Annotated in this window: 6 protein-coding genes; 1 reads left to right on the top strand and 5 read right to left on the bottom strand. The window is 71.5% G+C overall.

Annotated features, from left to right (window positions below):
* Positions 1-108: 108 nt before the first annotated feature.
* Complete coding sequence (locus I6A81_RS40240; protein ID WP_203007883.1) at positions 109-1,158, bottom strand: cyclase family protein; 1,050 nt, start codon at positions 1,156-1,158, stop codon at positions 109-111.
* A 251-nt stretch (positions 1,159-1,409) separates the two neighbouring features.
* Here I6A81_RS40240 and I6A81_RS40235 point away from each other — a divergent pair, with 251 nt between their 5' ends.
* The gene (locus I6A81_RS40235) at positions 1,410-2,123 is read left to right on the top strand and encodes a TetR/AcrR family transcriptional regulator (protein WP_203007885.1); all 714 of its coding nucleotides are present in this window, start codon (positions 1,410-1,412) and stop codon (positions 2,121-2,123) included.
* Between the two features lie 86 nt (positions 2,124-2,209).
* On the opposite strand, the gene I6A81_RS40230 is transcribed toward I6A81_RS40235, so the two are convergent.
* From I6A81_RS40230 to I6A81_RS45965, 4 genes are read right to left on the bottom strand one after another with little or no spacing between them, the layout of a single operon-like run.
* Positions 2,210-2,989, bottom strand: coding sequence for an SDR family NAD(P)-dependent oxidoreductase (locus tag I6A81_RS40230; protein ID WP_203007888.1), 780 nt, complete (start codon positions 2,987-2,989; stop codon positions 2,210-2,212).
* Between the two features lie 8 nt (positions 2,990-2,997).
* On the bottom strand, positions 2,998-3,777 hold the full coding sequence (locus I6A81_RS40225; RefSeq protein ID WP_203007891.1) for an SDR family NAD(P)-dependent oxidoreductase: 780 nt from the start codon (positions 3,775-3,777) through the stop codon (positions 2,998-3,000).
* Positions 3,774-4,571 (bottom strand): enoyl-CoA hydratase-related protein, encoded by a 798-nt coding sequence (locus tag I6A81_RS40220; protein WP_203007894.1) that lies wholly within the window; start codon positions 4,569-4,571, stop codon positions 3,774-3,776. The genes I6A81_RS40225 and I6A81_RS40220 overlap by 4 nt, the downstream gene beginning before the upstream one ends.
* Positions 4,564-4,758 carry a ferredoxin gene (locus I6A81_RS45965; protein ID WP_203007896.1) on the bottom strand — a complete coding sequence of 65 codons (195 nt, stop codon included), beginning with the start codon at positions 4,756-4,758 and terminating at the stop codon, positions 4,564-4,566. Before I6A81_RS45965 ends, I6A81_RS40220 begins: the two co-directional genes overlap by 8 nt.
* Positions 4,759-5,223: the final 465 nt, after the last annotated feature.

The following is a 5,223-nucleotide window of genomic DNA, read 5'->3' as shown; positions in this document are numbered from 1 at the left end:
GAGGTGGCCACCTCGACCCCAATTTCACCCGCTTCGATGGTCCCCGGGCAGGGAGCCGCGCGGAGGTCGGCGCGCCTCGGGTGGGCACGCCCGCGGTGCGGCTCCTGGTTAGACGGTCGCGATCGGGGTTAGCGGGCCGCCGGCGGCGCCGGGGAGGCGTAGGGGCGGGGCGGTGAGCAGGAAGCTGGTGCGGTTGTTCTCGCGGAGCCAGGCGGCCAGGTCGTGGAGGTACCAGAGCTCACCGAGCGGGATGCCGAGCTTGAACAGGCACAGCTTGTGGATCGGCAGCAGGGTGTGCGGCTCGCGGCTCGCGGGCGCAAAACCCTCGACGGCATAGTTGTCCGCGGCGAGCGCCGACAGCCCGGAGTCGAGGATCCACTGCAGGATCCCGTCGTCCTGCGCGTCGAGGTAGGGGTACATGGCCTGGATACGAGACGCGTCGGGCTTGCCGTTCCACTCCAGGATCTTGGTGGCATACCCGGTGTGGAGGATCACCATGTCGCCAGGGCGGATCTCCACCTTGTCGGCGTCGATGATCTCGCGCAGCGTCTTCCAGCTGACCGCGGTCCACTCCTCGGTGTTCCCGAGATGGTGAGCGATGTCGATCAGCACGGCACGACCCTGCACGCCGTGCGCGGCCATGTGCTCGAGGCCGAGGTGCCGGGCGAAGCTGAGGCTGCCGCTGCCGTCGCCCTTGGCGTCCTCCTGAGGCCCGATCACGTCCTCGTCAGGCCGGAAACCGTTGTAGTAGACCGGCTCCTCGACCCCGTCGCCGTCCGCGTCGAAGAGCGCGCCCTGGTGGACCAGCGCGTCCCACTGCGTGGAGTACTGCAACCAGAGCGTCACCAGGTCGTCGGACCAGACGTCTGTGAACGAGTAGTGCAGCCGATCCCGCCCGACCACGTTGTAGAAGACGTCGGGCTTGTGCTTCAGGTCCTCCGTGGGCCGCAGGATCGGCGGGTAGCGGCGCTGGTTGAGCGAGCTGCCGCCAGGGAGGTCCAGCGGGAGGCTAAGCGCGAACGAACGGCCGGCGGAGATCTCGCGGACGCCCTCGAGCACCTTCTCCGGCGTGATCATGTTGACACGGCCGAGCTCGTCGTCGTCGCCCCAGTCGCCCCAGTTCGAGTCCTGCGGACGCTGCTTCCAGCGCTTTGCCACTGTTCCTCCTCAGGACCGGGACGGCCACCCGCCCAGCGAACCTAGCCAGTCTTGTACCGATCGGTCAACGATTTGACGGCCGCGTATCCTGGCCAGCGGGGAGACGTATGCAGCGGCACGGGACACGGCCTCCGGCGGCACGGGCCAGCGCCTGACCACGGCTTCTGATCTCAGACGGCACCGGCCCGCACCTGACCGCCAACGACACAGCCAACGACACAGCTGAGCCGAACGGAGCGACCGCGAAGGCCATGACGGAGGTCATTGTTCGGCGCAGCGCCAAGTGGGAGCTGCGCCGCCAGGCGATCATCGACACGTCCGCCCGCGTTTTCGCGCAGCGAGGGTTCCACGGCACCAGCACGGCCGAGCTCTGCGAGGCCAACCAGGTCGGCAAGGGCGCGCTCTACTACTACATCGGCTCCAAGGAGCAGTTGCTCGTCGCGATCCACGACCGGGTGATGGACGAGGTTATGGTCGGCGCCGACCGGGCGGCGAGTTCCGGGGGCACACCGCCCGAGCAACTCGCCCAGCTCGGCGCCGAGCTCCTCTACGTCATCCACCGCTACCCCGACCACGTCTGGGTCTTCCTGCACGAGTTCCCGGCGCTCACCGGCGAGAACGCCGAGACGTTCCGGCGGCGACGCAGGGACTACGAGATCCGCGTCGAGGAGATCTTCGAGGCGGGCCAGCGCTCCGGCCACTTCCGCGACATCGACCCGCCGATGGCGGCGAAGGCATGGCTGGGAATGCACAACTACACGTACCTGTGGCTGCGCCCCGGCGGACGTGTCGGTGTGCCCGACCTCGCGGCGCAGTACGCCGACATCTTCGTCCGGGGCATCTCGGCCACACCATCCACCACCACCGCCGCCACCGGTGTGTCGCCGACGGACACCGTCAGCGTGCCGCCGCCGGCCGGACCAGCGCGGACCGGCCCGAAGAAGCGACGTCAGGGCGCCGCGTAACCCGGCAGGCGCCCGCGGCGACGCGTGCGCCCGCCGGCTGGGGTCCCGCGGCGCCTGCCGACGACGCCTCGTGGCCCTGGGGACGGCTACGGCGCGGCGTAGCCGCCGTCGACGACGATCGCCGCCCCCGTCGTCCACCGCGAGGCGTCGCTGGCCAGGTAGGAGTAGGCGCCGACCAGGTCATCGGCCGCGCCGAGGCCCAGCGGATGCTTCGCGGAAATCGCGTCGATCGCCTTCTGGGGGAGCTCCGTGTGCATTCCCGACAGGAAGGTGCCGGGGCAGACCGCGTTCACCCGGATGCCGTCGCGGGCGTACTCGACGGCGGCGACCTTGGCGAGGTGGATCACACCCGCCTTGGTGACGCAGTACGGCGCCGAATGCGACCACGCGGTCATTCCCGCCACGGACGCCGTCAGAATGATCGACCCGCTGCCCTGGCGGCGCATCGGGCCGACGGCCGCGTGGATGGCGTTGACGGCGCCCAGCACGTTGACCCGGAACGAGCGTTCCCAGTCCGCGGTCGCGAGGTTGTGGATGCGCCCGTTCTGCGCCAGCACACCGGCGTTGCTGATGAGGACGTCGAGCCGGCCGAAACGCTCGACCGCCAGGCGCACGACCGCCTCGACCTGTGCCAGGTCGCTGACGTCGGCGACGGCGGTCTCCGGTTTCGCGTGGCCGCCCGCGATGCCCTCGACGGTCGCGGCGAGCGCCGCGTCGCTGACGTCGGACAGGACGAGGTCGGTATCGGCCTCGGTGGCGAACGCGCGAGCCAGGGCGGAGCCGAGGGTGCCGCCCGCGCCGAGCAGCACCACCACCCGCCGTCCCGGGGCGCCATGTCGACCCGCGGCACCGTGTTGATCAGACATCTGGCCTCTTACTTGAGTAGGTAGCCGCCGTCGACGGTGAGGACGGCTCCGGTGACGAAGTCGGACGCGGCGGAGGCCAGGAACAGGTAGGCCCCGACGAGCTCGCCGGGCCGGCCCCAGCGCCGCAGCGCCGTGTGATCGAGGATGGACTGCTCGAGGCGGTCGTTGCTCTTCCAGCCGGCGGCGAGCGGTGAGTCGAACCAGCCGGGAGCGACCACGTTCACGGTGATCCCCGCCGAGGCGAGGTCGAGCGCGAGCGCCTTCGCCATGCCCACCAGGCCGGCCTTGGACGCACTGTAGGCCGCGAGGCCGCGCGCCGGCCGCTCCCCCAGCACGGATCCCGTGAAGATCAGGCGCCCGCCGGGGGCCATTACCCGCGCGGCGGCGCGAGCGCCCAGGAACGCTCCCGTGAGGTTGACGTCGAGGACGTCGCGCCAGACGTCCGGATCGGTCTTCAACGGGCCGGCGACGACCGGGGAGATACCGGCGTTGCAGATCCAGACGTCGACCCCGCCCCAGGCCTCGACGGTGCCGTCGGCCACCGCGTCGTTGAACGCGGCGTCGCGCACGTCGCCGCCGAACAGCAGCACCGGGCCGGGCAGGTCGTCGGCGACCGTCTTCAGGTCGCGTTCGGTGCGCGCGACCAAGGCGACGCTGGCTCCGGCACGGGAGAACCCGTGCGCGAGCAGTTCGCCGAGTCCACGGCCGGCGCCGGTCAGCACCACGCGTTTGCCGCGCACGTCGCCGACGGCGGGAAACGCCGGCGGGATCTCGATCCGGTCGGTCATCGCCCGCTCCACCGCGGCGGCCGCTTCTCCATGAACGCGGTCAGCCCTTCCTTCGTGTCCTGCGTGTCAAGCAGGCGGTTGAACTCCTGGTCGGACATCGCCCGCAGGGTGGCGTCGTCCTCGGTCGCGGCGGCGCGCACGATCCGGCGGCTGGCCCGCACCGCCAGCGGCGCGGCCGCGGCGATCTGCTCGGCCAGCCGCAGCGCCTCCGCGCGTGACTCGCCGGGTTCGACGAGCCGGCTGACCAGGCCGAGCGCGTAGGCGCGCGCCGCGTCGATCGGCTCGCCGGTGAGGATCGCGTCCAGGGCGACCGCCTGGCCGACCACCCGCGGCAGCCGGAACAGGCCGCCCGAGGAGGCGACGAGGTTGCGCTTCACCTCGGCGAGCCCGAAGGCCGACCGGGTGCTCGCCACGACCAGGTCGGCGGCCAGGACGATTTCCAGCCCTCCGGCGGTGGCCAGGCCGTCCACCGCGACGACGATCGGCTTGGTGCGCTCGCGGAACACGAAACCCGCGAACCCGCCGCGCGCGGTCATGAGCGTGTCGAGCTGCCCGGCCTCGATCGCCTTGAGGTCCGCGCCCGCGCAGAACACCGGGCGCGGCTGCCCGTCGGAGTTGGCGCACAGCACGCCCACCCAGACGTCCGGGTCGTTCTCCAGCGTGTCGATCGCGGATTCCAGCCCGACGGCGACCTCGTGGTTGACGGCGTTGCGCGCCGCGGGCCGGTTCAGCGTGATCACCGCGATGTGGCCGGACGCCTCGTAGCGGACGGCGTCGGACACGGCGTCAGCCATGGACGACCGAGATCGCCTGCGTCGGGCAGCCGGTGGCGGCGCTCATGAGCTCCGCCTCCGTGTTGCCGTCGGGGTCGACGACGACCGCGATCGCCTCGTCGTCCTGATCGAAGGTGTCCGGGGCATAGATGGTGCACTGCCCGGATCCCATACACAGGTCACGGTCGATCCGAATCTCACGAGGCACTCTGGCTCCTCTGTGTTTCCTGGTTCGCTCCGTCCGGGCGCGGCGCTCCGGCCCCGTACTCGCTTCGCTCGCACGGGACCTCCGCGCCGCGTCCTCCTCCGCGAACGTGCGCTCCGGCGACCTGCGCTGCGTCCCCCTTGCCTCGCTTCGCTCGCAAGGGGGACTCCGCGCAGGCGCGCCTGCGCGCCGTTCGGTACCGGCCCAGCGCCACGATCCTCCAGGCCCGCACCTCCACAGAGACCCGCCACGAGCGAAGCGAAGCGACTCCCCCAGGCGGCAAAACCCGGACGAAACCGACAGCACCTCGCAACCGAGCTGGCGCGCAGGCGCGCCTCCGCGGAGGAGGACGGCGCGCCGCCCGGACGGAGCGAACCAGGAAGACGCGTCGCTGGGACTGTGCCCCGCGGCGCGTAGGCGCGCCTCCGCGGAGGCCTCCCTACGAGCGAAGCGAAGTAGGGGGGCCGC

Source organism: Frankia nepalensis, assembly GCF_016786325.1.
In the GTDB taxonomy this organism is placed as follows: Bacteria; Actinomycetota; Actinomycetes; order Frankiales; family Frankiaceae; genus Pseudofrankia; species Pseudofrankia nepalensis.
Note: the sequence above shows the minus strand (reverse complement) of the source record. Positions and strands in the feature narration are given on the sequence as shown.